Annotated in this window: 28 protein-coding genes, 1 pseudogene and 1 riboswitch; of the genes and pseudogenes, 13 read left to right on the top strand and 16 right to left on the bottom strand. The window is 61.1% G+C overall.

Annotated features, from left to right (window positions below; all coding sequences use genetic code 11):
• The 4 genes from AC07NR_RS19380 to AC07NR_RS19365 all read right to left on the bottom strand — a co-directional run bounded on the left by AC07NR_RS19380 (window position 1) and on the right by AC07NR_RS19365 (window position 3,205).
• Window positions 1-942 carry a MerR family transcriptional regulator gene (locus AC07NR_RS19380; protein WP_305833610.1) on the bottom strand — a complete coding sequence of 314 codons (942 nt, stop codon included), beginning with the start codon at window positions 940-942 and terminating at the stop codon, window positions 1-3.
• Window positions 942-1,895 carry a YbgA family protein gene (locus tag AC07NR_RS19375; RefSeq protein WP_495079181.1) on the bottom strand — a complete coding sequence of 318 codons (954 nt, stop codon included), beginning with the start codon at window positions 1,893-1,895 and terminating at the stop codon, window positions 942-944. The genes AC07NR_RS19380 and AC07NR_RS19375 overlap by 1 nt, the downstream gene beginning before the upstream one ends.
• A 111-nt stretch (window positions 1,896-2,006) precedes the next feature.
• Entirely contained in the window at window positions 2,007-2,222 is a 216-nt protein-coding gene (locus AC07NR_RS19370) for a TIGR02450 family Trp-rich protein (RefSeq protein WP_495079180.1), read from the bottom strand.
• A complete protein-coding gene (locus tag AC07NR_RS19365; protein WP_248739366.1) occupies window positions 2,219-3,205 on the bottom strand; it encodes an NAD(P)/FAD-dependent oxidoreductase in 987 nt (328 codons plus the stop codon). The genes AC07NR_RS19370 and AC07NR_RS19365 overlap by 4 nt, the downstream gene beginning before the upstream one ends.
• 197 nt (window positions 3,206-3,402) lie before the next feature.
• Here AC07NR_RS19365 and AC07NR_RS19360 point away from each other — a divergent pair, with 197 nt between their 5' ends.
• Both AC07NR_RS19360 and hemH read left to right on the top strand, forming a co-directional pair.
• Window positions 3,403-4,305 carry a TIGR01777 family oxidoreductase gene (locus AC07NR_RS19360; RefSeq protein WP_305833608.1) on the top strand — a complete coding sequence of 301 codons (903 nt, stop codon included), beginning with the start codon at window positions 3,403-3,405 and terminating at the stop codon, window positions 4,303-4,305.
• Between the two features lie 13 nt (window positions 4,306-4,318).
• Entirely contained in the window at window positions 4,319-5,341 is a 1,023-nt protein-coding gene (gene hemH / locus AC07NR_RS19355) for a ferrochelatase (protein WP_495079179.1), read from the top strand.
• 97 nt (window positions 5,342-5,438) lie between these two features.
• On the opposite strand, the gene AC07NR_RS19350 is transcribed toward hemH, so the two are convergent.
• Together AC07NR_RS19350 and upp are read right to left on the bottom strand one after the other, a co-directional pair.
• Complete coding sequence (locus AC07NR_RS19350; RefSeq protein WP_495079178.1) at window positions 5,439-6,713, bottom strand: uracil-xanthine permease family protein; 1,275 nt, start codon at window positions 6,711-6,713, stop codon at window positions 5,439-5,441.
• Between the two features lie 2 nt (window positions 6,714-6,715).
• Window positions 6,716-7,354: a uracil phosphoribosyltransferase gene (gene upp, locus AC07NR_RS19345; protein WP_007951682.1), complete on the bottom strand. Its 639-nt coding sequence runs from the start codon at window positions 7,352-7,354 to the stop codon at window positions 6,716-6,718.
• Between the two features lie 165 nt (window positions 7,355-7,519).
• On the opposite strand from upp, the gene AC07NR_RS19340 reads away from it, so the two are divergent.
• From AC07NR_RS19340 to AC07NR_RS19330, 3 genes are all read left to right on the top strand, one after another.
• Window positions 7,520-8,077 (top strand): hypoxanthine-guanine phosphoribosyltransferase, encoded by a 558-nt coding sequence (locus AC07NR_RS19340; RefSeq protein ID WP_085709312.1) that lies wholly within the window; start codon window positions 7,520-7,522, stop codon window positions 8,075-8,077.
• An 86-nt stretch (window positions 8,078-8,163) separates the two neighbouring features.
• Window positions 8,164-8,643: a hypothetical protein gene (locus AC07NR_RS19335; protein WP_495079177.1), complete on the top strand. Its 480-nt coding sequence runs from the start codon at window positions 8,164-8,166 to the stop codon at window positions 8,641-8,643.
• A gap of 63 nt (window positions 8,644-8,706) precedes the next feature.
• Window positions 8,707-8,994 carry a PA4642 family protein gene (locus tag AC07NR_RS19330; RefSeq protein ID WP_007951679.1) on the top strand — a complete coding sequence of 96 codons (288 nt, stop codon included), beginning with the start codon at window positions 8,707-8,709 and terminating at the stop codon, window positions 8,992-8,994.
• Between the two features lie 74 nt (window positions 8,995-9,068).
• On the opposite strand, the gene mqo is transcribed toward AC07NR_RS19330, so the two are convergent.
• The gene (gene mqo, locus AC07NR_RS19325) at window positions 9,069-10,577 is read right to left on the bottom strand and encodes a malate dehydrogenase (quinone) (protein WP_495079176.1); all 1,509 of its coding nucleotides are present in this window, start codon (window positions 10,575-10,577) and stop codon (window positions 9,069-9,071) included.
• A 700-nt stretch (window positions 10,578-11,277) separates the two neighbouring features.
• Window positions 11,278-11,511, bottom strand: a complete 234-nt coding sequence (locus tag AC07NR_RS19320) for a hypothetical protein (RefSeq protein ID WP_039766297.1) — start codon at window positions 11,509-11,511, stop codon at window positions 11,278-11,280.
• 191 nt (window positions 11,512-11,702) lie between these two features.
• Between AC07NR_RS19320 and AC07NR_RS19315 the strand changes: the two genes are divergently transcribed.
• Entirely contained in the window at window positions 11,703-12,287 is a 585-nt protein-coding gene (locus tag AC07NR_RS19315) for a YajG family lipoprotein (RefSeq protein ID WP_114885471.1), read from the top strand.
• Between the two features lie 59 nt (window positions 12,288-12,346).
• Here AC07NR_RS19315 and AC07NR_RS19310 read toward each other — a convergent pair whose 3' ends face one another.
• Window positions 12,347-12,553: a hypothetical protein gene (locus AC07NR_RS19310; protein WP_039766399.1), complete on the bottom strand. Its 207-nt coding sequence runs from the start codon at window positions 12,551-12,553 to the stop codon at window positions 12,347-12,349.
• Window positions 12,554-12,746: 193 nt separating this feature from the next.
• Between AC07NR_RS19310 and AC07NR_RS19305 the strand changes: the two genes are divergently transcribed.
• On the top strand, window positions 12,747-13,019 hold the full coding sequence (locus tag AC07NR_RS19305) for a hypothetical protein (RefSeq protein ID WP_114885469.1): 273 nt from the start codon (window positions 12,747-12,749) through the stop codon (window positions 13,017-13,019).
• A 49-nt stretch (window positions 13,020-13,068) separates the two neighbouring features.
• On the opposite strand, the gene AC07NR_RS19300 is transcribed toward AC07NR_RS19305, so the two are convergent.
• Window positions 13,069-14,232 carry a 1-acyl-sn-glycerol-3-phosphate acyltransferase gene (locus tag AC07NR_RS19300; protein ID WP_178083434.1) on the bottom strand — a complete coding sequence of 388 codons (1,164 nt, stop codon included), beginning with the start codon at window positions 14,230-14,232 and terminating at the stop codon, window positions 13,069-13,071.
• Window positions 14,233-14,374: 142 nt separating this feature from the next.
• Here AC07NR_RS19300 and AC07NR_RS19295 point away from each other — a divergent pair, with 142 nt between their 5' ends.
• Genes AC07NR_RS19295 through AC07NR_RS19285 form a run of 3 tightly spaced genes read left to right on the top strand, consistent with a single transcriptional unit; the run spans window position 14,375 to window position 15,487 of the window.
• Window positions 14,375-14,557 (top strand): CPXCG motif-containing cysteine-rich protein, encoded by a 183-nt coding sequence (locus AC07NR_RS19295; protein WP_085709318.1) that lies wholly within the window; start codon window positions 14,375-14,377, stop codon window positions 14,555-14,557.
• 9 nt (window positions 14,558-14,566) lie between these two features.
• Window positions 14,567-14,827: a putative signal transducing protein gene (locus tag AC07NR_RS19290; RefSeq protein WP_085709319.1), complete on the top strand. Its 261-nt coding sequence runs from the start codon at window positions 14,567-14,569 to the stop codon at window positions 14,825-14,827.
• 36 nt (window positions 14,828-14,863) lie between these two features.
• The gene (locus AC07NR_RS19285) at window positions 14,864-15,487 is read left to right on the top strand and encodes an SOS response-associated peptidase (RefSeq protein ID WP_495079175.1); all 624 of its coding nucleotides are present in this window, start codon (window positions 14,864-14,866) and stop codon (window positions 15,485-15,487) included.
• A gap of 4 nt (window positions 15,488-15,491) precedes the next feature.
• Here the strand turns inward: AC07NR_RS19285 and AC07NR_RS19280 are convergent, their stop codons facing one another.
• Complete coding sequence (locus AC07NR_RS19280; protein WP_371320924.1) at window positions 15,492-16,235, bottom strand: methyl-accepting chemotaxis protein; 744 nt, start codon at window positions 16,233-16,235, stop codon at window positions 15,492-15,494.
• Window positions 16,236-16,346: 111 nt separating this feature from the next.
• Window positions 16,347-16,544 (bottom strand): annotated as a pseudogene (locus AC07NR_RS19275) (HAMP domain-containing protein); the annotation flags it as partial.
• A 1,352-nt stretch (window positions 16,545-17,896) separates the two neighbouring features.
• On the opposite strand from AC07NR_RS19275, the gene AC07NR_RS19270 reads away from it, so the two are divergent.
• Window positions 17,897-18,715, top strand: coding sequence for a M48 family metallopeptidase (locus AC07NR_RS19270; RefSeq protein WP_096822780.1), 819 nt, complete (start codon window positions 17,897-17,899; stop codon window positions 18,713-18,715).
• 44 nt (window positions 18,716-18,759) lie between these two features.
• On the opposite strand, the gene AC07NR_RS19265 is transcribed toward AC07NR_RS19270, so the two are convergent.
• The 3 genes from AC07NR_RS19265 to AC07NR_RS19255 all read right to left on the bottom strand — a co-directional run bounded on the left by AC07NR_RS19265 (window position 18,760) and on the right by AC07NR_RS19255 (window position 21,593).
• The gene (locus tag AC07NR_RS19265) at window positions 18,760-19,344 is read right to left on the bottom strand and encodes a TMEM165/GDT1 family protein (RefSeq protein WP_085709323.1); all 585 of its coding nucleotides are present in this window, start codon (window positions 19,342-19,344) and stop codon (window positions 18,760-18,762) included.
• An 87-nt stretch (window positions 19,345-19,431) separates the two neighbouring features.
• Window positions 19,432-19,556, bottom strand: a riboswitch (yybP-ykoY riboswitch).
• Window positions 19,557-19,595: 39 nt separating this feature from the next.
• Window positions 19,596-20,594 carry a methyltransferase gene (locus tag AC07NR_RS19260; protein ID WP_085709324.1) on the bottom strand — a complete coding sequence of 333 codons (999 nt, stop codon included), beginning with the start codon at window positions 20,592-20,594 and terminating at the stop codon, window positions 19,596-19,598.
• 33 nt (window positions 20,595-20,627) lie between these two features.
• Entirely contained in the window at window positions 20,628-21,593 is a 966-nt protein-coding gene (locus AC07NR_RS19255) for a 2-hydroxyacid dehydrogenase (protein WP_495079174.1), read from the bottom strand.
• Between the two features lie 91 nt (window positions 21,594-21,684).
• On the opposite strand from AC07NR_RS19255, the gene AC07NR_RS19250 reads away from it, so the two are divergent.
• Window positions 21,685-22,314, top strand: a complete 630-nt coding sequence (locus AC07NR_RS19250; RefSeq protein ID WP_495079173.1) for a LysE family translocator — start codon at window positions 21,685-21,687, stop codon at window positions 22,312-22,314.
• Here AC07NR_RS19250 and AC07NR_RS19245 read toward each other — a convergent pair.
• A complete protein-coding gene (locus AC07NR_RS19245; RefSeq protein WP_114885451.1) occupies window positions 22,298-23,071 on the bottom strand; it encodes an AraC family transcriptional regulator in 774 nt (257 codons plus the stop codon). The genes AC07NR_RS19250 and AC07NR_RS19245 overlap by 17 nt on opposite strands.
• Window positions 23,072-23,167: 96 nt before the next feature.
• Here AC07NR_RS19245 and AC07NR_RS19240 point away from each other — a divergent pair, with 96 nt between their 5' ends.
• Window positions 23,168-24,352, top strand: a complete 1,185-nt coding sequence (locus tag AC07NR_RS19240; RefSeq protein ID WP_495079172.1) for an MFS transporter — start codon at window positions 23,168-23,170, stop codon at window positions 24,350-24,352.
• The last annotated feature ends 45 nt before the right edge of the window (window positions 24,353-24,397 follow it).

Here is a 24,397-nt window from a genome sequence, read left to right as displayed (position 1 = left end):
TTAAATCAATCCACGCTGAAGGAGTGCCCGATGCGCCGACAAGGGATCTTCGGCCAGGTACAGATCAGCGATCTCGGAAGTTCTTACGGACAACTCGGCGTGGTGGATGCACACCGTTGGTCCGGCAATCATTTTCGGGCAACTGATGCCATTCAACAGTTTCGGCAACTGCGCAAGATTCATGGCCTTGCTGGAATACAGCAGTACGCCACGGGCTTGCAGGTGATCGACTGCCAGTGCCAGCTCCCCGGCCGGCAACGGCCAGTCGAACACCTGCACCGGGCAATCGGCACTGCTGATCAGCCAGGCGCAGAGCCACAGATGTGGCTCCAGCAGTAAATCCGATTGGTTGACCAGCAGCAGCGGTGCTGTGCGCAACTGACGGTTGTTATGGTAGATGCGTGCGCCGAATTTGCTACGCAGCCAGGCGTGAAAGAACACCCGTTCCATCTGCGCGCCGAACTGGCCTTGCCAGCGTTGCTCGAGGTCCGCCAGCAACGGCATCAGCAATTGCTCGCACAGGGTTCGTGGCGGGTACAGCGCCATCGCCTGGTTGACGCTGTCGTCGAGGCTGCGCTCGTTCAATTGCGTGACCGCCAGCAGTGCGGCCTGGTGCAAGGGCTGCCATTCGTTTTCCAGGGGCTCGTTGACGGTTTGCGGTGTGTCGAGCAGCGGTTTGACCTGACTGACCGCCACGCCACGGTTGAGCCAGGTGAGGATGTGCTGGATACGCTGTACATGCTCGGCCGAATACAGGCGATGCCCCTTGGGCGTACGTTGCGGCACGATCAATCCGTAACGGCGCTCCCAGGCACGCAGGGTGATCGCATTGACGCCGGTCTGGCGCGCAACCTCGCGAATCGGCAGCCAGCCTTCGTCGAGGGCTTTCTTGAAGTCGGCGCCGAGGTCTTCGCGGGCGCTGGTGTCGGGTGTGTCGTTCATCAAATGGCGTTTCGCAGGCTGAGGTTTTCCGGGTGCGGTTGCAGGTAAACCTGTTGCGCGATGTAAGGATCGGGGTGTTGGCGAAAGTGATGCTTGAGCAGTGTCAGCGGCACCACCAGCGGCACGATGCCGTGACGGTACTGGCCGATGACGTGCTGCATCTCCTGTTTGTCTTCTGCGCTGATGGCCCGTTTCAGGTAACCGCTGATGTGCTGCAACACGTTGCTGTGGGTGCGACGTGTGGCGCAGGTGGTCAGCGCCGCCATCAACTGGCTGAAGTAGCGCGGGCCGAGCTCCACGGGTTCGGTCTGCCCCATGTTGCCCAGCAGATTGCCCAGCGCCTTGTATTGCACCGGGTTGTGGGCCATCAGCAGGTATTTGTAGCGCGAGTGGAAGTCGGTCAGGGCTCGGCGGCTCAGGCCTTGCCGGAGCACTTGCTGCCAGTCGCTGTAGGCGAATACCCGGGTGATGAAGTTTTCCCGCAGGACCGGATCGTTCAGGCGCCCGGCTTCTTCGACCGGCAGGTCCGGGTGCCGGGCGCAGAAGGCCTGGGCATAGATCCCGCGCCCGCTGCCGATCGGTGCACCGTTGGCGTGATAGACCTTGACCCGTTCCAGCCCGCAGGACGGCGACTGTTGCATGAAGATATAGCCGCAGATGTCGTCGAGCTCGGCGGCCATTTTCTCGCCATAGGCGGACAGCGCATCGGTGACGTCGGTTTCGCGGTGAACCGTCCCGAGGGCCTGAGGATGATCCGGATCGCCCACCAGCCGGATCGGCTCGCGGGGGATGCCCAGGCCAATCGCGACTTCCGGACACACCGGGACAAAATCGAAATATTCAGTGAGTGTGTGGGTGCACAGCCGTGATGCCTTGTGTCCGCCGTTGTAGCGCACTTCGGCTCCCATCAGGCAGGCGCTGATGGCGATCTTGGGTGGGGACTGTTCGGACATGACGGCACCTCGAATCTGAATTTGTACAGAATATTTATTCTGTACAACATTCCTTCAGCATAGATTCAAAGGTGTACAAGTCAAATTATTTGTACAAGATTTTGGCGGAAACTAGCGCCAGCCCATTTTCCACTGCGCATCGTCTTGCAAAACATGCCAGTCCAGTTGCGTGGTGCGCCTGGTCAGCACTGCCTGCATTTCGATCTCCAGCACCGTGCCGTCCTCGTCGCGGAACAGTTCGGTCACCAGAAAATGCTTTTCACGGTTTTGCGGCAGGGCTGCTGTCCATTTCGACAGCAGCAGTTTTTGCGGATTGATGCGGTTCACTGCAGGTGTTCGTGCAGGCGGCGTGCAGCTTCCTGGCCACTGAGCCACGCGCCTTCGACCCGGCCCGACAGGCACCAGTCGCCGCACGCATACAGACCCAGGTCGGCATCCGCCAGTGTGCCCCACTCATGGCTGGTGGCCGGGCGGGCGTAGAGCCAGCGGTGGGCGAGGCTGAAAGTTGGTGCGGGCATGGCGCTGTGCAGCAACTCGGCAAAGGCGCCGTGCAACTGCTCGATCACGGCTTCCTTGGAGAGGTCGATGTGCTGTCGGCTCCAGGCGCTGGTAGCGTGCAGGACCCAGGTGTCGAGGGTGTTGTCGCGTCCCGGCTTGCTGCGATTGCGGGCCAGCCAGTCGAGAGGACTGTCCTGTACGAAGCAGCCTTCGATGGGGGTATCCAGCGGCGTGTCGAAGGCGAGGGCGACGGCCCAGGTCGGGTCCATCTTCACACCGGCAGCGGCCCCGGCCAGTTTCGGCGCAGCGGCCAGCAATGCGGTGGCTTGAGGCGCCGGGGTGGCGATCACCACATGGCTGAAGGGGCCGTGAGTGAAACCTTCGGCGTCTTGCAGATGCCAGTGCTCTTCACCGCGATAGACCTCGGTGATCCGGCAGGCGAAATGCACTTCCAGACCATCGAGCAAGCCACGGGTGATGGCGCTCATGCGCGGCGAGCCGACCCAGCGGGTCTGCTCGTCCGGCGACAGGTTCAGTTGTCCGCCGTGATAGGTGTAGAGCTGCGGCGCCCACTCGGCGACCCAGCCGTTGCTTTGCCAGCGCTGGACTTCGGTGACGAAGCGCCGGTCGCGGGCCGTGAAATATTGCGCGCCCATGTCCAGCGAGCCGGCGTCACTGCGCTTGCTCGACATGCGCCCGCCGCTGCCGCGGCTTTTATCGAACAACTGGACGGTGTGCCCGGCCTCGGTCAGGGCCTGGGCGGCGGAGAGTCCGGCGATGCCGGTGCCAATGATTGCGATAGGTACAGTCATAGGGGCCTCGTTTACCTTTCTGTACAGACTACGCCGTGGATGAAACCTGTACAATTTTGTTTTCTGGTATAACTTCCAGCGTTTTCGTTCTGACAGCTTGGCCTATTGTTAAACAATAGAGCCTGTCCGATAGAAAAGATCCCTGCTTATAAAAATAGACTAGTGATCGAAGTAAAACGCCACGCGAGGAAGATGTCATGCACATATTGCTGACCGGCGGTACTGGATTGATCGGACGTCAGCTCTGCCGGCACTGGTCGGGTCAGGGCCACCGGTTGACCGTGTGGAGTCGTCGTGCGGAAAAGGTCGCGAAAATCTGCGGCGCCCAAGTGCGTGGCATCGCGCGTCTGGAAGACCTTGGCGATGAACCGGTCGATGTGATCGTCAACCTTGCCGGCGCGCCGATTGCCGACCGGCCGTGGACCCATCGGCGCAAGGCGTTGCTGTGGAGCAGCCGGATCACGCTCACCGAGACGTTGCTGGCGTGGCTGGAACATCGCGGGCAGAAACCTTCACTACTGATCTCGGGCTCGGCCGTGGGCTGGTACGGAGACGGCGGCGAGCGTGAGTTGACCGAAGAGTCGCCACCGGTGGTCGACGATTTCGCCAGCCAGCTGTGCATTGCCTGGGAGGAAACCGCGCAACGCGCCGAAGCGATGGACATCCGCGTAGTGCTGGTTCGGACCGGGCTGGTGCTGTCGGCCGAGGGCGGTTTTTTGTCGCGCCTGTTGCTGCCGTTCAAACTCGGGCTGGGCGGGCCTTTGGGCAATGGCCGGCAGTGGATGCCTTGGATTCATATCGACGATCAAATCGCCCTGATTGATTTTCTTCTGCACCGCGATCAGGCGAGTGGTCCTTATAATGCGTGCGCGCCGACCCCGGTGCGCAATCGCGAATTCGCAAAGACGCTGGGCAGCGTGCTGCACCGCCCGGCGTTCATGCCGATGCCGGCTCTGGCCCTGAAGGTCGGGCTCGGCGAGATGTCATTGCTGTTGCTGGGTGGTCAACGGGCCACGCCGGCACGCTTGCTGGAAGCCGGATTCAAGTTCCGGTTCACGGATTTACGCGCGGCCCTGGACGATCTTTCCAGCCGCCTCTGAAATAGGACGTTGCATGACCGATCACGCCTTGCTTCTGGTCAACCTGGGTTCGCCGGCTTCCACTTCGGTGGCCGACGTGCGCAGCTACCTCAATCAATTTCTGATGGACCCGTACGTGATTGACCTGCCGTGGCCGGTGCGGCGTCTGCTGGTGTCGCTGATCCTGATCAAGCGTCCCGAGCAGTCGGCCCACGCCTACGCCTCGATCTGGTGGGATGAAGGCTCGCCGCTGGTGGTGCTCAGCCGTCGACTGCAACAGCAGATGAAGGCGCAGTGGACCCACGGCCCGGTGGAACTGGCCATGCGTTACGGCGAGCCGTCCATTGAGACAGGCCTGCTGAAGCTGGTGGCGGCGGGACACAAACGCATCACCCTCGCACCGCTTTATCCACAGTTCGCCGACAGCACCACGACCACGGTGATCGAAGAAGCCAAGCGGGTGGTGCGCGAGAAGAAACTCGACGTACAACTGTCGGTGTTGCAGCCGTTCTACGATCAACCGGAATACCTCGATGCCCTGGTGGCGAGTGCCCGACCGCACTTGCAGCAGGATTACGATCACCTGTTGCTGAGCTTCCACGGTTTGCCGGAACGGCACCTGACCAAACTCAATCCGGGGCACAGTTTCGAGGGCGGCGGCGATTGCTGCGCCGGTGCGCCGCCGGAGGTGGTTGCTACGTGTTATCGCGGCCAGTGCCTGCGCACAGCAGCCGAGTTTGCCAAACGCATGGGTATCCCGGACGGCAAATGGTCGGTGTCGTTTCAGTCGCGGCTGGGCCGGGCGAAATGGATCGAGCCCTACACCGAAGCACGGCTGGATGAGTTGGCCAAGAGCGGCGTGAAGAAGATTCTGGTGATGTGCCCGGCGTTCGTTGCCGACTGCATCGAGACCCTGGAAGAGATCGGCGATCGCGGCAAGGAACAGTTCCGCGAGGCGGGAGGGGAGGAGTTGGTGCTGGTGCCGTGCCTGAACGATGACCCGCAATGGGCGAAGGCATTGGCGACGTTGTGTGAGCGGGCGCCGTTGGCTCTCTAAAAGCATCGCCAGCAGGCTGGCTCCCACAGGAAAATGCATTCCAATGTGGGAGCCAGCTTGCTGGCGATAGCGGTCTTTCAGGCGATGAAGCTACAGCTTAGATCAGCGGCTCATCCGCCTTCTTGTGTTTCCAGCTGTCGTTGCCCGGCAGAATCAGGTTCAGCGCAATCGCCACCACCGCGCACAGCGCGATGCCTTTGAGGCCGAAGTCATCCGGACCTGTGCCGGTGCCGACCAGCACACCGCCGATCCCGAACACCAGGGTCACCGAAACGATCACCAGATTGCGCGCCTCGCCCAGATCGATATTGTGGCGGATCAGGGTGTTCATCCCCACCGCTGCGATCGAACCGAACAGCAGGCACAGAATCCCGCCCATCACCGGCACCGGAATACTTTGCAGCAGGGCGCCGAACTTGCCGATGAACGCCAGGCTGATGGCGAAGATCGCCGCCCAGGTCATGATTTTCGGGTTGTAGTTCTTGGTCAGCATCACCGCGCCAGTGACTTCGGCGTAGGTGGTGTTGGGCGGGCCGCCGAACAGACCGGCTGCCGTGGTGGCGATACCGTCACCCAGCAGGGTGCGATGCAAGCCCGGCTTCTTCAGGTAGTCACGACCGGTCACGCTGCCGACCGCAATCACGCCGCCGATGTGCTCGATGGCCGGGGCCAGCGCCACCGGGACGATGAACAGGATCGCCTGCCAGTTGAACTCCGGCGCAGTGAAATGAGGCAGTGCAAACCAAGGGGCTGCGGCGATCTTCGCGGTGTCGACGACACCGAAATAGAACGACATGGCGAAACCCACCAGCACGCCGGAGATGATCGGCACCAGACGGAAAATGCCTTTGCCGAACACCGCCACGATCAACGTGGTCAGCAGCGCCGGCATCGAGATCATCATTGCGGTCTGGTAATGGATCAGCTCCGAACCGTCACCGGCCTTGCCCATCGCCATGTTCGCGGCAATCGGCGCCATGGCCAGGCCAATGGAGATGATCACCGGACCAATCACCACCGGCGGCAGCAGACGGTCGATGAACCCGGTGCCTTTGATCTTCACGGCCAGGCCGAGGAAGGTGTAGACGAAACCGGCCGCCATCACGCCGCCCATGGTCGCGGCGAGGCCGAACTGGCCCTTGGCGAGGATGATCGGAGTGATGAAGGCAAAGCTCGACGCGAGGAACACCGGCACCTGACGCCCGGTGACGATCTGGAACAGAATCGTCCCAAGACCTGCGGTGAACAGTGCCACGTTCGGGTCAAGGCCCGTGATCAGCGGCATCAGCACCAGGGCGCCGAAAGCCACGAACAGCATCTGCGCGCCGGACAGCACCGTGCGCCAGAGCGGATCGTTGAACTCATCCTGCATGGTCAAGCGTCCTTCTGCTTGGTGCCGAAGATCTTGTCACCGGCATCGCCAAGCCCAGGAATGATGTAACCGTGCTCGTTGAGTTTCTGATCGATGGACGCGGTGTAGATGATCACGTCCGGGTGAGCTTTCTCGACAGCGGCAATGCCTTCAGGCGCGGCAACCAGCACCATCGCACGGATGTCCTTGCAACCGGCCTTCTTCAGCAGGTCGATGGTCGCGACCATGGAACTGCCGGTAGCCAGCATCGGGTCAATGATCATCGCCAGGCGTTCGTCGATTTCCGGAACCAGTTTTTCCAAATAGGTGTGGGCCTGCAGGGTTTCTTCGTTACGGGCAACGCCGACGGCGCTGACTTTCGCGCCCGGGATCAGGCTCAGCACGCCTTCGAGCATGCCGATGCCGGCACGCAGGATCGGCACGACGGTAATCTTCTTGCCGGCGATTTTCTCGACCGACACCGTGCCGCACCAACCTTCGATATCGTAGGTTTCCAGCGGCAGGTCTTTGGTAGCTTCATAGGTCAACAGGGCACCGACTTCCTGAGCGAGCTCGCGGAAATTCTTGGTGCTGATGTCTGCACGGCGCATAAGGCCAAGTTTGTGACGGATCAGCGGATGGCGGATCTCTTGGATGGACATGGGGAAAGGCTCCGGCGGCGGGCAAAAAAACCGGCCTAGATTAATCTATCCGAGGGTGATGTCCTATAGGACATACAGTACGTTAGTCCACAAATGCTTGATTCGGCCGTGCGGGATGCGTACCTTTGCCCGCTTTTCCGAAACAGACCCCCCTTGGAGAGCGCCATGTCCGCTGATCTCGAGCATATCCGTCAAATCATGCGAGAGGCTGACTGCCTGTACACCGAAGCTGAAGTCGAGGCTGCCATTGCCCGCGTCGGTGCACAAATCAACGAACAACTGGCCGAGAGCAACCCGGTGGTGTTCTGTGTGATGAACGGCGGGCTGATTTTCTCCGGCAAGCTGCTGACCCATCTGCAGTTCCCGCTGGAAGCTTCCTACCTGCACGCCACCCGCTATCGCAACGAAACCAGCGGCGGCGACCTGTTCTGGAAAGCCAAGCCGGAAGTCTCGTTCATCGACCGCGACGTGCTGATCATCGACGACATCCTCGACGAAGGTCACACCCTGGGCGCGATCATCGACTTCTGCAAACACGCCGGTGCCCGTGCCGTACACACCGCCGTGCTGATCGACAAGGACCACGACCGCAAGGCCCGTCCTGACCTGAAAGCCGATTTCGTCGGCCTGCCGTGCGTCGACCGTTACATCTTCGGTTACGGCATGGACTACAAAGGCTACTGGCGCAACGCCAACGGGATCTTCGCCGTCAAAGGCATGTAAGAACCCCTGAAAGATCGCAGCCCCGGCTGCGATCTTTTGCTTTTAAAGGCTGCTAAAGTGCTCGGCCCCGCCCTCCGGAGCCTGTCATGAGCCTCTTGATCCGCAGCTGCGCCGCCCTGTTGCTGACCCTCAGCCTGCCCCTGGCCGCCGCGCCGATGCACAGTCAGTTTCTGCCGCCCGACGACCTCACCCTGCGCGATGCCGAACCCGAACAGCAGCAACTGTTGCAGGTCACCGACTATTCCGTGGTGGTCGGCGCCCAGCGTCAGTCCAACCAGCAGCCGATCCCGGTCACTTCGCCATTGATGATCCGCCTCAAGGGCAAGTCCCTGAACAAGGGCGCGACGATCAGTCAGGTGCTGGTCAGCTTCGATGGCGAAAGCAAAAGCCTGAAAAAACCGGTGTACGACGACCAGCGCAAGACCCTGACCCTGTTTTATCCGCTGGCCCAATACCGGGTGATCATCGATCTGCTGCGCAATGACACCGTGTATGTGCAATTCCTCAGCTACGCCAACGGCCACATCTGGGCCGATCTGCACACCGGCAGCACGCGTGCGCGTTGAGCCTCGTGCCCGGGCGGGGGTAAACTGCCCGCCCCGTGAAATGTCTGCGAGCTGGAGTCGGCAATGCGTAAAGATAAGAAGCAAGTGATTGGTGACGAGATCGGCGATGAGCAGATCAAGCTGTTCCTCGATTTTGAGCCGGTCGACGCCACTTCGCCGTCGCTGCACAAACTGGTCAAGGCTTACCGTGGCCTGCGCATCGACGATTTCGAGCGTTTCCTGACGTTCTTCGTTGCAGCCGGTTATGACGTGGACGGCAAGGACGAGCATGGCAAGACCTTCGTCGACCAGATCCGCGATCAACGCAACGCCCCGGAATACATCGAGCTGATCGAGAAAGCGCGCGGCTGATAGCCGAAGTTTTCCACAGGCATAAAAAAACGCCCCGCACTCACTGAGTGCGGGGCGTTTTTCATGGAGCCGAATCAGGCGTAGCTTTCGGTCTCGTTGCTGGCTTCAACCAGTTCCAGCGCGACGTTGTTGTGCGCATTGATCTTGCGATACAGCGCAGCGTCGGTTTCCAGGACCTTTTCACGGGCCGGGAAGATTTCCGCCAGTTTGGCAGCCCACTCACCCTTGGCCTTGGCCGGGAAGCACTTCTCGATCAGTTCCAGCATGATCGAAACGGTAACTGAAGCACCTGGCGAAGCGCCGAGCAGGGCGGCGAGGGAGCCGTCCTTCGCAGCGACGAGTTCGGTACCGAACTGCAGGATGCCGCCTTTTTTCGGGTCTTTCTTGATGATCTGCACCCGTTGGCCGGCCACTTCCAGGCGCCAGTCTTCGGCTTTCGCCTCCGGATAGAAACGACGCAGGGATTCCAGGCGCTGTTCCATCGACTGCATCACTTCGCTGACCAGATACTTGGTCAGGTCCATGTTGTTCTTGGCCACGGCCAGCATCGGGCCGATGTTGCCGGCGCGAACCGACAGCGGCAGGTCCATGAAGGAGCCGTGCTTGAGGAACTTGGTGGTGAAGCCGGCGTATGGCCCGAACAGCAGGGACTTCTTGCCATCGACCACACGGGTGTCCAGGTGCGGCACGGACATCGGTGGCGAACCCACGGCGGCCTGGCTGTAAACCTTGGCCTGGTGATGCTTGACCACTTCCGGGTTGTCGCAACGCAGCCACTGGCCGCTGATCGGGAAGCCGCCGAAGCCTTTGCTCTCTTCGATGCCCGAGGCCTGCAGCAGAGGCAGGGCCGCGCCACCGGCGCCGAGGAACACGAATTTGGCGTCGACTTCACGGCTGCTGCCGCTGTTGACGTCCTTGATGCTGACGGTCCAGCCGTTGGCGTTACGCTTGAGGCCGGTCACGCGCTTGCAGTATTTGACCTGGGCGTCCGGGGCGCTGGTCAGGTGCTTGAGCAACTGATTGGTCAACGCGCCGAAGTTGACGTCGGTACCGTTCATCACGCGGGTGGCGGCGAGTATCTGGTCCTTTGGACGACCCGGCATCATCAATGGCATCCACTCGGCCATCTTCGCCTTGTCTTCGGTGTATTCCATGTCGGCGAAGGCGTGATGCTTGTGCAGCGTGTTGAAGCGTTCCTTGAGGAACGAAACGCCTTTTTCACCCTCGACGTAGCTCAGGTGCGGCACCGGGCTGATGAAGGACTTGCACGAGCCGAACGTGCCTTTCTTGGTCAGGTACGACCAGAACTGCTTCGACACCTCGAACTGGGTGTTGATGTGTACGGCTTTCTTGATGTCGACGGTGCCGTCGGCATTCTGCGGCGTGTAGTTCAGCTCGCAGAGGCCGGCGTGGCCGGTACCGGCGTTGTTCCACGGGTTGGAACTTTCCGCGGCACCGGAATCCATCAGTTCGACGACTTCCAGCTTGATCGCCGGGTCGAGTTCCTTGAGCAGCACTGCAAGGGTGGCACTCATGATGCCGGCCCCAACCAGAACTACGTCGACTGCTTCGTTATGCGCCATTTAACGCGTCTCCAAAATCTGCAGCACCAAATTGTCGGCACGGCTGCCAGGTGTCCGGGGCAGGTCAGTTACGCCCCAGGTACCCATGGCCAGGTTTGCCATGTCCGAATCTTCGCAATTTTTCGCAACTTCGACGGATGCGTGCGGCCTGGCTTCAAGAGTCACATGAACTCATTTCAGCACGTGGCTGGCAATTCGACTTATGGTCGAGACATCCGTTTGTGCAACCAAATCCGTAGCGGACAGGCTTCAGGCTCCGGTATTCGAGGCGTACCCGTTCCTGTGTCGTTGGGCTGTTTCAGACGCTAATGGTGCATGTTCAGACGCAAAACTATTCATTTGCTCGCCACACTCTTGTGAAGTTGTGAAAACCCGTTTTTTTCACGCTCTTTTGAAGACGTGAACCTCAAAAAGGGCTGTCCCGGCTGGCACCGTGCCCGGAGGGGCAAACAACTCAGTGACCGAGCGTCATGACAGCTCTGCAGATTCGCGAAAAGCGGGGATTTGCCAGAGAAACAGCAAGCACGCCAGCTTCACTCGATCTGTGTGGGCGGCTCTCTGTGGGCGATTTGGATGCCAATGCAAGCGCATTGACGCTGTTGCGGGGCCCGATCAGGAGACGTCCTTATAATCGGGGGGAGATTGTATCGAAGAAATGCGGGGAATTGGTCGAGTTTAATGACTTTTATTAGGCATCCGGTCAGATGCTCAACATCGCCTGGGCACGTGCGCGAGGGCGCTGCTGTTCGACCCGGGCGCTGGCAGGCAGAGGCTGGTGCAACCAGTTGAGGCGGATTTCCTCGATTTCGACCCAGCCGTCACCCATTGGCTGCAGGCTGCATTGCTTGAAAGCCTGGCAATGGCCGTTGCGGTCGAGCAGGGCGAAGCTGCGATGCAGCGGGCGTGGAGCGAACAACGAGATCAGATAGCGCATGGTGTGTGTTCCTTCTGGAGATCTGTGACGAAGATTGTCAAAAGACCGTGAAGCGAACATGTATGGGGGGTGAACAATCTGTGACAGGAACCGCGTGCAGCGGGGTTTGTCTGAGATTTCAGTGCTGGTGACCCGCAGTGGCCCACCGCTATACTGCGGGCCTGTCTGTGCCTGATTCTGGAGAGAAGAGCATGTTGCAACGCCTGTTGTTCGGTTTGATCACTGTGACCAGTTTGACCCTGGTTGGCTGCGCCCACAGCCCGCAACAACTGAGCCCGGAACCGAAGCTGACCACTCAGCTGGCACCGGTCGGCCATGGCCAGCCTGTCGTGGTTCGAGTTGTCGACGGTCGTCCGTCGCCAACCCTGGGCACCCGCGGTGGCCTGTACCCGGAAACCAGCGCCATCACCGTCCAGCGCGAGCAGATCGTGCCGAAGTTGCAGGCCCAGGCCGAAGCGGCCGTGCGTCTGCTGGGCTTCACCCCGTCCAACGGGGCGATGAATGCTCCGCAACTGACCGTGACCCTGACTGAACTGAAATACCAGTCGCCGAAAGAAGGCATGTACGTGACCGAAGCCACCATCGGCGCGACCTTCCGTTCCGACGTGCAGAGCGGCAACCGTCGCTACAGCGGCCGTTACGGTGCCTCGCTGGACCAGCGTTTCGGCATGGCGCCGAACCAGGAAACCAATACCAAACTGGTCAGCGACGTACTGAGCGACGCGCTGACCCGTGTGTTCAAGGATCCGTCCATCGGCCAGATCCTCGCTGAATAAAGCGTTCGCCAGATGTGAAAAAAAGCCCGGGGCCAGCGATGGTCCCGGGCTTTTTTCATTCAGGCGGCTTGCGAGTAGAAGTCGAGGACGCTGACGCCGGTCAGCAGATCGGTCTCGGGCAAGTCCGCATGCTGGTGCCCGCCGAGGGCGCAATACACCAGCCAGTGACGGTCCTGAACATTGAAGGCCAGGCTGCCGACGAGGGTCTGTTGTTCGTCGGACGGGGAGATGAGGTACAGGCGATCCTGGTTTTCAGCGTGAAGCATGTCGCATTCCGTTTACGTTTCGAGGCGCGCAGGGTGGCCGAAACAAATGACGATGCCGTGACACAGGACAGCCATCGGTCGATTGATGGGTAATTTGTCGCAAAGGGTAGGGCACCGGGGGAGGGTTTCGGTAGAATCCGCGCCGCGGTCGTCGGTCTGGCGTTCGCCATTCCGGTTTAGATTGAGGTCTGTGATGCACTTGATGACGCTGTTTACCGCCCATCCCGCCAAACTGATCAACCTGCTGGCCCTGCTGTTGGCCTTCCCGGGCAGTTGGCTGCTGCACGCGACCCGTCGGCGTGAGCAACGGGCGATGGCCAGTATCGCGGCCCAGCGCCAGAGCCAGCCGGATCAGGAGCCGGTGCTGGACTGGGCGACCCTGCGCATGAACCGGTTTTTCTATCGTTTCGGTTTCGCCTGTCTGGGACTGGCGTTGCTGATTTCCTGGATCAGTACCCGCTACTGAACGAAAAACGGCGCCCGAAGGCGCCGTTTTTGTATCCGCTCGACACCGCTTACAGCGGCAAGCCAGCCTTGACCCGGTACTGATTGCGCACCGGCGTCGCATATTGCAGCACCAGATACGGACGATGCTCCTCAGGGCAGGCGTCCAGACGGCTTTGCCATTCTTCCTGGGCCTTGGCCAGTTCCTCGGCACCGAACACGTCGGCAGCCTTCGGCACGTTCAACTGCGGATCGGCATCCGCCCACTGCGCGTACGCCAGGTAATGCACCGGGAACAACCGGTAGCCGCCGAGAATCTGCTTGTCCATCTCGACCGCCAGTTGCTTGGTGTCTTCGAACAGCTCGGTGATCGGCGCGGCAAAATTCACGTGCACCCGGCCCTTGTAGCCGGTGATGCCCTTGGCGATGCTCACGTCGTCCTCGCCCGGCGCCTTGCTGTAGGTGCCGGTGGTGGCGCGGATGTACAGCTCGCGGGCCTTGGCCTGGTCGCACGGGTCGTATTCGTAGCTGATCGACACCGGGGTCAGGTTCAGCGACTGGATGACCTCGCCGAACGGCTCGTCCTTGCGGCTCATGTGGAACATCTTGAGGATCGCCGACTCGGTACGATCGTCGCCATCCTTCGCGCGGCCTTCAGCCTGAGCGATCCAGATCGAAGCGCAGTCGTTGCGGATCGAGTGGTTGATGTAGGCCGACAGCAACTGGTACGCGGCCATTTTCTCGCGGCGTCCGGTGATCGAACGGTGCACGATGAAGCTCTTGTTCAGGCGCATCAGGTCGCTGACGAACGGCTTTTGCAGCAGGTTGTCGCCAATCGCGATGCGCGGTGTCGGCAGGCCGGCGTGGTACACCGCGTAGTTGACGAAGGCCGGGTCCATCACGATGTCGCGGTGGTTGGCGATGAACAGATAAGCGCTGCCGGACTTGAATTGCTCGACACCGGTGTAGGTCACGCCGTCGGTGGCGCGCTCGATGGTGTGGTCGACGTAGAACTCGACCTTGTCCTGCAACGTCGCCACCGATGTCACGTCGGCGAACTCACGACGCAGCCGATGGGCTATAAGTGGTTTGAGCATCCAGCCGAAGGCACCGGCGAAACGCGGGAAGCGGAAGTGGGTGAGGATATCTAGAAACGCCTTGTCGCCGAGCAGTCTTGCCAGTACCGCAGGTACTTCGCTGTCGTCGTAAGGTCGGATGGCATCGAATTCGCCCATCATGCTCTCTTGTTGGAAACGGCTAGGGTAAGTAAAGGTTTTGATCGAAAACCAACGGGGCACGGTCTGAAAAAGTAGCCAGACAAAATTAGCCCTGCAAATAGACCGGCGATTATACGCACAAGTCACCCGGGAGACCGCGATGCTGGAAAGCGCACTGTATGAATGTCCGTACTGTGGGGAGGAAGTCGAGACGACAGTGGATCTGTCGGCGGGTGATCAGACTTATATCGAAGACTGTCAGGTGTGTTGCCGGCCGATCACCTTTGTGTTGCAGGTCGATGGCCAGGACTGGTTTCTGGAAGTGTTCAGCGAAAACGAGTGAGGTGCGCCCATGCAGCGAATCTACGAGCCGGAAAACCTGATGGAGGGCGAAATGCTCAAGGGCATGCTCGCCAGCGAAGGCATCGAGGCGCATCTGGTCGGGCGCGATTTGCTCGGTGGCACGGGCGAGTTGCCGATCTTCGGCCTCCTGGGGCTTTCGGTCGAGAACGATCAGGCCGAATACGCCCGCGAACTGATCAGCGCGTACAATGCCGCGCTGCCGCTGCCCGGCGATGAACCGGAGAGCTTCCCCGGTACGCTGGTCTGTTAGGCTGGCGTTCGTTTTATTCTTGAGTCGTGCTGCCCCATGTGTGGACGTTATGCCCTGTTTCGCTGGAACCGCGACTTCGCGGCGCTGCCAGGTTTTCCCGCCGATCAGCAGGCGCAGTGGAACATTTCCCCCAACGATTCGGTGTTGATGCTGCGTGCCGAGCCTGACGGCCAGCGCACCCTGGCCCGCGCCCGCTGGGGCCTGACGCCGCCATGGCTGACCGATCTGTCGCGCACCCCGGCCCACGCCCGGGCCGAAACCGTCGCCGAACAACCGATGTTTCGCGAAGCCCTTCGCCTGCGCCGTTGCCTGCTGCCGGCCAACGGTTTCTACGAATGGCGCGGTAATGTGCGCAAGCAGCCGTACTGGCTGACGCCGGGGGAAGGTTCTTCGCTGTTTTTTGCGGCGATCTGGGAGGCGTATCCGGTGCAGGAGCAGGTCTGGCTCAGTACCGCGGTGATTACGCAACCGGCGGCCAGTCAGCGCCGGCCGTTGATTCTCGACGAGGCGGGGCAGGCGGCATGGCTCAATCCCGAGACGCCGCTGCATGTCCTGCAAGGCCTGCTCGCCAGCGAACCCGCCGCCTTGCGCGAGCGGGTGCTGGCGAACCTGGTCAATGATCCGAAACTCAACGGGCCGGAGTGTTTGACCCCGGCGTGATCGGTCAGACCTTGAACTGATTGATCAACCGCCGCTGTTGCTCCGCCAGTTTGGTCAGGTCTGCACTCGCCGAACTCGACTCATCCGCACCACCCGCCACCTCATTCGCCACCTGACCGATGTTGATCACGTTGCGGTTGATGTCGTCGGCCACCGCGCTCTGTTCCTCGGCGGCGCTGGCGATCTGGGTGTTCATGTCGTTGATCACCGACACGGCCTGGGTGATGGTCTCCAGCGCTTCGGCCGCCTTGGCCGCGTGCTGCACACTTTCGTCGGTGCGGTTCTGGCTGTCTTCCATGACCCGCACCACATCGCGGGTGCCCTGTTGCAGTTGCTGGATCATGCTCTGGATTTCTTCGGTGGCCTTCTGGGTCTTCTGCGCCAGGTTGCGCACCTCGTCGGCCACCACGGCAAACCCGCGACCCTGCTCGCCGGCACGGGCCGCTTCGATGGCGGCGTTGAGGGCCAGCAGGTTGGTCTGTTCGGCGATCCCGCGAATGGCGATGAGGATGGCAGTGATGTTTTCGCTGTCCTTGGCCAGTGTCTGCACCACGTCCACCGCTTTGCCGATTTCCACGGCCAGCACGCCGATCGAATTCGACGTGTCGCGCACGATCTGCATGCCCTGGCTGGCGGCCTGATCGGCATGGCTGGCGGCTTGTGCGGCCTGGGTCGCGTTGCGCGCCACGTCCTGCGCGGTGGCAGTCATTTCCTGCACGGCCGTGGCGACCTGATCAATCTCGGCCATCTGCTTCTGAATGCCGATATTGGTACGGATCGCGATGTCGGCCGTGTGTTCCGAAGAGTCGCTGACACTCTGCACCGACGACACCACCTGCGTGATCATCGCCTGCAGTTTGGCGAGGAAGGTATTGAAGCCTTTGGCGATTGAACCGAGTTCGTCTTTGCGGTCACTGCTCAAGCGACGGGTCAGGTCGCCTTCGCCCTGGGCAATGTCATCGAGCATGGTCACCATTTGCTTCAGCGGTCGGGCGATGCCGTGGCCCACCAGCCAGATCACCAGCAGGCCGAGGCCGGCAATGATCAGGCCGACCATGGCCATGCCGAAAGTGTCGGATTTGCGCTGGGCGTCGAGGTCGCCTTGCAGTTTTTGCAGATCGGCCATCACCGCATTCAGTGGCAGTTGCAGCATCAGGGTCCAGCGTGCGTCGGTCTGGCCGATGCCGAACTGCAGGTACAGCTCGATCCGGCCCGCCTCTTTATTGACGGAATAGGTCACTTCGCCGCGCTTGAGATTGGCCATGTTGGCAATCTGCTGGGCGTCGAGAATGTCGCTGACCTTCTCGCCGAATTTGCTCGGGTCCTTGGTGTAGGCGACGATCCGGCCGTTGCCGCCAATCAGGGCCATTTGCCCGGCGCCGCCGTAGAGTTTCTGGTTCGCGCCCAGAAGCATTTCCTGGATGAAGTTCACCGACAGGTCGGCACCGACGATGCCCTGGAAGGCGCCGTTGAGCATGATCGGTTCAATGAACGAGGCGAGCATGACGATCTTGTCGCCGACCTTGTAAGGCGCCGGATCGATCACGCAGGATTTTTTGGTTTCCTTCGAGCACAGGTAGTACTCGCTGGCGCGCACGCCGGTGGACAGGACTTTCTGGTCGTCGACGTCTACCAGTTTGTCCAGGCCCAGAGTGCCGTCGTCATTGCGGAACCACCACGGGAGGAAGCGTCCGTTGGCGGCGTCGATGCCGACCACGCTGGTGCCGATGTAGGCCGCGTCGTTGTGGTCCAGTGCGTTCTTTTCCCAGCCGATGTAGGTGCCGAGAATCTTCGGGTTCTTTTCGACGTTTTCCTTGATCAGGCTGATCAGCTGCTCGCGGCTGACGGTCAGTCGTGGCTGGCCATCGGCGCCGGGCGTGCCGAGCAGGGCGTTGACCCGCACCAGCCCGCCGGCAATCAGCAGCGGCGCTTCCAGCTCGCGCTGGATCTGGCTGACCTGGGTCTGCGCCAGGGAAGTCAGGCGTTGTTCAATGACTTGTTCGAACTGGTCCTGGGTCCGCTGCTGGACCATCTCTTGGGTGCGGGCGCCGGAGAACAGCGCATACAGCACCAGCGCAGCCACCACGCTGAGAACGATGGCGCCGGCCAGGGCCGCCACGGAAAACTGGATCGACTTGAATTTCATGGAAGCTCCGCACGCAAGAGGACGTCTGCGCTGCTGTATCGGCAGCCACTATTGCGCCATGAGGCGAAGAGCGCGCAATTGAAGGCGGATGTCGCAAATGGATCAGTGCGCGACGCAGTTGCAGAGGGCTTGTCGGTGGATGTGAATTTTTTCCTACAGGGCCGGCGGACTACTTCTGAAAGTGGGTGCAGCACGTCCGTTGTATCTGGCGTCGATACAATTACCCGCCTAGGATACGCGGCATGTTTTCAGGGAGCTTTTGAATGAACAAGACATTGGTTGTAAGTGCACTGAGCGCGGCGCTGTTGCTGGCCGGTTGTCAGTCGGTCAACACCACCAGCGGCGGTGCCGTGGGCGTGGAGCGCAAGCAGTACATGTTCAGCATGCTGTCCTCGCAAGAGGTCGACCAGATGTATGCCCAGTCCTATCAGAAGACCGTTGGCGAGGCGTCCAGCAAAGGTGTGTTGGACAAGACCAGCAACGAAGCCAAGCGGGTTCAGGCGATTGCCAACCGCTTGATCGCCCAGGCGCCGAACTTCCGTCCGGATGCCGCGCAATGGCAGTGGGAAGTGAACCTGATCAAGAGTGACGAGCTCAACGCCAACTGTGGTCCTGGCGGCAAGATCATTTTTTACACCGGGCTGATCGACAGCCTGAAACTGACCGACGATGAAATCGCCGCGGTCATGGGCCATGAAATCGCCCACGCCCTGCGTGAGCACGGTCGTGAAGCGATGTCCAAGGCCTATGGCATCGAAATGGCCAAGCAGGGCGCTGGCGCGTTGCTCGGTCTGGGTCAGGATAGCCTGGCGCTGGCCGATACCGTGGCCAACTACGGCATGACGCTGCCCAACAGCCGCGCCAACGAGAACGAAGCCGACCTGATCGGCCTGGAACTGGCGGCTCGCGCCGGTTACAACCCGAACGCCGCGATCACTCTGTGGAACAAGATGAGCAAGGCGTCCGAAGGTGCACCGCCGGAGTTCATGAGCACTCACCCGGCATCCTCCAGCCGGATTGCCTCGCTGCAGGCGGCAATTCCGAAGGTCATGCCGCTCTACGAAAAAGCGCCAAAGTCCTGAAGCAATGATCGCTCCCGCACTGAGTGTGGGAGCGATCTGCCGGATCAGACCCAGCCGCTGCTCTGCATTGCCTTGTACACCGCGACGATCGCCAGAATCATGAACGCCGAGGCGGCCAGGCGACGGATCAGGGTCAGCGGCAGTTTCTCCGCCGCAAAATTACCCGCCAGAACCACCGGCACGTTGGCAATCAGCATGCCCGCCGTGGTGCCGATGATCACCAGCCATAGCTCAGGGTATTGCGCGGCCAGCATCACGGTGGCGATCTGGGTCTTGTCACCGATTTCCGCCAGGAAGAACGCGATCAGCGTAGTCAGGAACGGCCCGAACTTGCGGGCGGTGCTGGCTTCATCGTCGTCCATCTTGTCCGGCACCAGCGTCCACAGGGCGGTGGCGGTGAAGCTTGCGGCGAGAATCCAGTGCAGGACCGCATCGGAGAAGAAGCTGCCGAACCAGGCGCCTACCGCACCGGCTGCGGCGTGGTTGGCCAGGGTCGCCGCGACGATACCGGCAATGATCGGCCAGGGTTTGCGAAAGCGAGCGGCGAGAATCAGCGCGAGCAGTTGCGTCTTGTCGCCGATTTCGGCCAAGGCAACGATTGCGGTGGGAACGAGTAACGAGTCCAGCATCAGGATTTCCTAAGGGGCGGGTCGACACGGCTATGACACGTACAGCCTTCCCGCCCCGGGTAAGGTGTGCGTGTCATAGGTCTTGTCAAACCCTGCGATCCGTCTGCTGCGGACGCTTGGGTCGCATACGCCATGATCTGAGGATCAAGTATGTTGACGTATGCCGGACGAGCATGGCGCTCGTGGGAGACTACTCCCCTAGGACGGAGCGGATTCTGCCTAGGCGCAATCCATTCGGCAAGTGCTAATTTTCAGCCGCGCTTGGCCCGGTAAATCCGGAAACCATTGCCTTCGGCCTTGATCGCACACACGCCCAGATGCTCTTCGATCAGCGGTTGATACTTCAGGAAGCTGTTTGCCACCAGGCGCAGTTCGCCGCCGTTTTTCAGATGTTTGGCCGCTTTTCGCAGCAAGTTCTCGGTCGCGAAATAATCGGTGTGAACGCCGACATGGAACGGCGGATTGCTCAGAATTGCGTTCAGGCCCATCGGCGCGGCATCGATGCCGTCACCGGTCAACACTTCGGCTTCCAGACCGTTGGCGGCCAAAGTCAGGCGACTGCTGGCGGCCGCGAAGGCATCAACGTCGAGTAGAGTGACCTGGTTGTGCGGGTAGCGACGTTTGACCGCTGCGCCAAGCACGCCGGCACCGCAACCGAAGTCCAGCAGGTGACCGCTCGGCAGTTTGTCCAGATGCTCCAGCAGCAGGGCGCTGCCGCGATCCAGTCGGCCATGGCTGAATACGCCCGGCAGGCTGATGACTTTCAGCGGGCCTTCGGCCAGCGGCAGTTCGTAAGTCTGGGCCAGACTTTCCAGGGATTTGGCTTCTGGAGCGTTGGCCACCGTCACTTGCCAGAGTTGGCAATGACGCGCGCTGTCGAGCTTGCGTGGCTTGCCGAACGGGTTGAGCTGCTTGGATGCACCCTCGATGCCGCTGCGCTTTTCCCCGACCAGAAACACTTCGCGCCCGGCCAGACGCGAGGCCACGGCATTGAGGATGTAGTCGGTCAGGTCCTTGGACTTGGGCAGGAACACCACCGCGCTGTCGAACTCGCGCTCCGGCACATTCACGCCGAAATGGCTGCGACCTTCGAAGCGGGCATCGAGCGCCGCCTGATCGCCGGCATGCCAGCACCAGCCGAAGGCATTGGGCAGGCGCCCGAGCAGGTCGTCGGCGGGCAGACCGGCCAGCAACAGCGAACCCTGGAATAACTCGACCTGACGAAGCAGTACTTCACTGCGCGGATCCATAACTGCTCCTGTGAAAAAAAGTGCCGCAGTTTATCAACTGACGACCCGCAGCGCCTTACCGCTGTAGAACGCCTGGGTGTTTTCCACCAGTTGGCCGACGATTCGCTGCCGCGCTTCGCGACTGCCCCAGGCGTTGTGCGGGGTGACGATCAGGCGCGGGATGTCGGCGGCCAGCAGCGGATTGCCGTGGGTTGGCGGTTCGACGCTCAACACATCGGTGGCCGCGCCACCCAGATGACCGTTGCGCAAGGCATCGGCCAGAGCCTGTTCGTCGATCAGTCCGCCACGGGCGGTGTTGACCACGAAAGCCCCGGGTTTCATCGACGCCAGCTCGCGGGCACCGATGAAGTGCCGGGTGTGTTCATTGAGCGGACAGTGCAGGGTGAGGGCGTCGATCTGTGGCAGCAGTTCATCCAGCGGCAGACGGTCCGGACGGGCAGGGCGTCCCGGAATCTGTCCAAGTAACACGCGCATGCCAAAGACTTCGGCCAGGCGAGCAACCGCGCCGCCGAGTTCACCATGCCCGAGCAGGCCGAGGGTTTTGCCTTCCAGCTCGACGATCGGGTAATCCAGCAGGCAGAACTGTTTCGCTTGCTGCCAGCGGCCTTCGCCGACGGCTTTTTGATAATCGGCCAGACGCGTGGCGAGGTTGAGCAACAGCATGATCGTGTGCTGCGCCACCGACGGCGTGCCGTAACCCTGACAGTTGCACACGGTGATGCCGTGGGCGCGGGCGGCGGCCAGATCGACGTTGTTGGTGCCGGTGGCAGTGATCAGGATCAGTTTCAGTTGTGGATTGGCGGCCATGGCGGCGGCATCGATCAGGATCTTGTTGCTGATGGCCACGGTCGCGTCTTGCAGGCGTTCGGCAACCTGCGCAGGCAGTGTCTGTGCGAATAGTTGCAGGTCGCTGAAGCAGGCGCGCAACGGCTCGAGGTCAAGGTCACCGAGGTCCAGGGAAGGGTGATCGAGGAATACGGCGCGGTGGGCGTTCGTCATCAACTGTACCTGTTGTGCTTTGAAGGGAAGGCGTAATCTGCCGAGCCTAACAGATGAAACAAAACGTTACGCCTGGCCGAAAGGAGCCCCCATGTACTGGACCGAGTTCTTGACCGTTGCACTGATCCACCTGCTGGCCGTCGCCAGCCCCGGCCCGGACTTTGCCGTGGTGGTGCGCGAGAGCGTGACCCACGGGCGTCGCGCCGGCACCTGGACGGCATTGGGCGTGGGCACGGCGATTTTCCTGCACGTCGGTTATTCGCTGCTGGGCATCGGCCTGATCGTTTCGCAATCGATCGTGTTGTTCAACGCTTTGAAATGGGCCGCCGCCGCTTACCTGCTGTACATTGGCTACAAGGCCCTGCGCGCGCAACCGGCCAAGACCGTGTCCGACGATCTGCACAAAGAGGCCGGCGAACGCACCGCCCGTGGTGCATTCACTTCAGGCTTCGTGACCAATGGTTTGAACCCGAAGGCCACGCTGTTCTTCCTGTCGCTGTTCACCGTGGTGATCAACCCGCATACGCCGCTGGCGGTGCAGGCCGGTTACGGGATTTACCTGGCCGCCGCCACCGCCACCTGGTTTTGCCTGGTGGCGATGCTGTTCAGCCAGCAGCGCGTGCGTGCCGGTTTCGCCCGCATGGGCCATTGGTTCGACCGCACCATGGGGGCGGTGCTGATCGCAATCGGCGTGAAGCTCGCATTCACCGAGATGCATTGATCGAGCGGAGCTGATTCAGGGCGTTGAGGTACTCCCGGGGATTGTCCCCGAGCAAACGGCGAAACATCGCGCTGAACGCCCGCGCGCTGCCGTAACCCAGATCCCGCGCCACGCTCTGCACGCTGTCCCCGGCGAGCAGGCGGGGCAGGGCTTCCATCAGGCGCAGTTGCTGGCGCCAGGCATTGAAATTCATCTGCAGTTGTTGCTGGAACAGCCGCGCCAGTGTGCGTGAGCTGGCACCGACCTGCTGTGCCCAGTCTTCCAGAGTGTTGGGGTGATCGGGCTCGCGCAGCAGCGCCAGGCAAATGTTTTGCAGGCGTCGGTCGCTCGGCATCGGGATGTGCAGCGGCAAGTTTTCGAGACCGGCCAGTTCCTCCAGCATCAACTGCTGGATCAGTGGATTGTCGGCGTGGGGCGGACCCTGCACCGCGCGCAGGATCAGTTCGCGCAGCAATGGCGTCACCGCCAGCACGCAACAGTGTTGCAGGCTGGCCGGCGACAGTTCGGGCGCGATGAACAATGAACGCATCTGCACATCGCCGGACATGAAGATCTCATGCCCGATCTCCGGTGGTATCCACACCGCGCGAGTCGGAGGAATCACCCACGCACCTTGCGCCGTGACCACCCGCATGACGCCGCTCACCGCATACAACAACTGCGCCTCGCGGTGCAGGTGCAATGGCTGGTGCGCGCCGTCCAGGTAATCCCGGGGATAGGCGCTCACCGGGCCGTGTTCAAAATGACTGATCAACATGTCCGGTTCGCTGACTTGTATGGCAGGAATGCGCTTTTTCGCCAACTTAGCATAAGCGCTCACCCTCATCTGTTCACAACAAGAAAGCGTGCCGCGATGAATCAATCCAGAAATGTCATTCGCTACATCAACGCAGCCCATGTGATCGATCACATGTTCATGCTGATTTTTCCCGCCGCAGTGCTCGGCATGACCCAGGCCTTCGCCCTCGACTATGCCGCGCTGATCGGCCTGTCGCTGGGTGGCTTCATCGCGTTCGGCGCGTGTTCGCTACCGGCCGGTTGGTTGGGCGATCACTGGAGCCGGCGGCAGATGATGCTGGTGTTTTTCTTCGGTATCGGTGCCTCGGCGATTTTCACTGGCCTCAGTAACAGCCCGACGATGTTGGTCATCGGCCTGACCCTGATCGGCATTTTTGCCGCGATCTATCACCCGGTCGGCACGGCGATGCTGGTGGCCTATGCGCAAAATCGTGGCCGCGAAATCGGCATCAACGGCATGTGGGGCAATCTTGGCGTGGCGTTCTCGGCACTGATTACCGGGCTGTTGGTGGCGCAGTTCGGCTGGCGTTCGGCATTCCTGATACCGGGTGCCGTGGCCATCGTGCTGGGGATCGGTTTTGCCTTGCAGGTGCGTGAGGAGCCGATCCCCAAGCGCCCGCACACCGCGCTCAAGGGCGCCAGTGGTCAGCGCATTTCGATGGTCATGGTATTCGGCGTGCTGGCCTTGGCCACGGCCACCGGCGGCGTGGTGTTCAACGCCACCACCATGACCTATCCGAAACTGTTCCAGGAGCGCCTGCATGACCTGTTTGCCTCGCCGCAGACCCTTGGTGTGGTGGTGAGCCTGGCGTACGCGTTCGGTGCAGTGGCGCAGTTGAGCATCGGGCAATTGCTGCACCGGGTCAGTCTGAAATGGCCTTTTGTGGTGCTGACGCTGTTTCAGGCACCGCTGCTTTATGCCATGGCTTACGTCGATGGCTGGGCGGTGATCGCGTTCGGCGCGGCGTTCATGTTCGTGGTGTTCGGTCAGGTGACGGTGAACGATTCGATGGTCGCCAACTTCGTTGCGCCGCAATGGCAGTCCCGGGTGTTTGCCTTGCGTTACTGTTTATCGTTCGGTGCCAGTGCGACGGCGATTCCGCTGATTTCCTATGTCGAACCGCGCCATGGTTTTGTGGGGCTTTACCTGATTCTGGCCGGATTTAGCGCATTGACGTTCCTGGCGGCAGTGGTTTTCCCACGTACGCCTTCCGAAGCGGCTGTAGGGCAAACGGCCTGACCGGTGACGAAATCCGGCAAATGCTGGCGCAAAGCTAGCATTTGT

The sequence above is a fragment of the Pseudomonas sp. GW821-FHT09C09 genome (assembly GCF_059418105.1).
Note: the sequence above shows the minus strand (reverse complement) of the source record. Positions and strands in the feature narration are given on the sequence as shown.